The sequence below is a fragment of the Herbiconiux daphne genome (assembly GCF_024979295.1).
Classification (GTDB): Bacteria; Actinomycetota; Actinomycetes; order Actinomycetales; family Microbacteriaceae; genus Herbiconiux; species Herbiconiux daphnes.
This window is the reverse complement of sequence record NZ_JANLCJ010000104.1, coordinates 1-1,278: the sequence shown is the minus strand read 5'-3', so window position 1 is coordinate 1,278 and position 1,278 is coordinate 1. Positions and strand designations below refer to the sequence as shown.

General features: G+C 44.2%; 3 protein-coding genes. All 3 read right to left on the bottom strand.

What is annotated here, in order from left to right; all coding sequences use genetic code 11:
- Nucleotides 1–296, bottom strand: a 296-nt coding sequence (locus tag N1032_RS23310; protein WP_259542730.1) for a hypothetical protein, incomplete at its 3' end; no start/stop codon positions are given.
- Nucleotides 297–559: 263 nt separating this feature from the next.
- Nucleotides 560–745, bottom strand: a complete 186-nt coding sequence (locus tag N1032_RS23305) for a hypothetical protein (RefSeq protein WP_259542729.1) — start codon at nucleotides 743–745, stop codon at nucleotides 560–562.
- A 64-nt stretch (nucleotides 746–809) separates the two neighbouring features.
- A partial coding sequence (locus tag N1032_RS23300) for a hypothetical protein (RefSeq protein WP_259542728.1) occupies nucleotides 810–1,278 on the bottom strand: 469 nt, incomplete at its 5' end.

Here is a 1,278-nt window from a genome sequence, read left to right as displayed (position 1 = left end):
TTAACAGCTACGAGAGCATATTCAGCAGGACGATCGATTGTTGCTTCTTTGACAACCTTGCGTACATAGACAGTTTTGAGAACTGTCTGAGTCGGGATTGTCACTTGAGTTTTACGAACTGTTTTGCCTTTCGCATTGTTACGGGCAACCAATTCTTGATATGATGGCTTGAGAATTTTCTTCTCTTGCTCACGACGAATACGAAGCGTTTCACGCTCCAGAACTTCCATTGAACCTTCCAGTTCTTCTTTTGGTGTAGGAGATCCAACGATTGCTGCTAATACACGTTCTGACATAACTCGACCCTCTTGTTTTAGATAGCATTCTAAAAAGACCCTGCTCTTGATTTCAGGGCTTGAACAATGTTATCAGGACGTTCAAGAAATACGATGAAAGTATTTTCTAAAAAACCCCTACGTCAGGGGCTTGAACAAGATACTCACGTTCAACAAAATACGCTAGACACAGTTAGGCAGCCCCCGTTTGAGGAAAAGGACTGCCATAATGCCTACGGGGAGTAAGCATGAGTCAGTTCTTCTTTGGGGGTTTTGAGGACTTCTTAGTGGAGAGTCGGTACAGCCTGTTTAAAAAAGTTTCCAGACTGAATTAATTCTTCTTCGAAATCACCGAACTGAGCACGGTAGCTTTCGATGATTTCGTGTTGTGTGTCCATCACGCCTTCCATGATCATCATATCTTCTTCGAGCTGTTTGATTTTCTTTTTCAGTTTCTTTTTGCTCGCCATAATCTCGACCTCATTTAATGATATTCATAAAGCCCACCTGTTACAGTGAGCTTGAGTATACCACTTACACTTTCGCTTCTTTGCCATCCAAAGTGATTTTGATTTTCAGAGCCGCTGACAGAACAACTAACTGACTGAACACTTCGTTACGCATCTTAGCGTTACCTTCCCATTCAGCACCAGCACCGAGCACGCTGATCGTTTTCGCTTGTGGGTTCTTAACCGCAGCTTCAACAACCTGCCAGCTAATTTTGTGATACGCAGTACCAGAGACGCTTTGAGTCAGGTGAATGGTGTAAGTCGAACGACGCTCTTCTTCTTCGAGACGTTCAATCTCAGCCAGTTCAGCCAGCAGAATTGCTTTACGATCCATCACTGGAGTAGGAACAACAGCACCATAAACCATCGTGCCGTTGTTAACATCCAGCGCCCACTTACGAGCGGTTGCGATGTGGATATCGTAATGATCAGCCAGCATATCAATACGGCTGTAGTGTTTGGAAATCAGCAGGCCGATCAGGTAACGCTCTTCA

Bases quoted from the DNA above. Each gene is read 5' to 3' on its own strand.
- N1032_RS23305 (WP_259542729.1), bottom strand. From the start codon at position 745: ATGGCGAGCAAAAAGAAACTGAAAAAGAAAATCAAACAGCTCGAAGAA.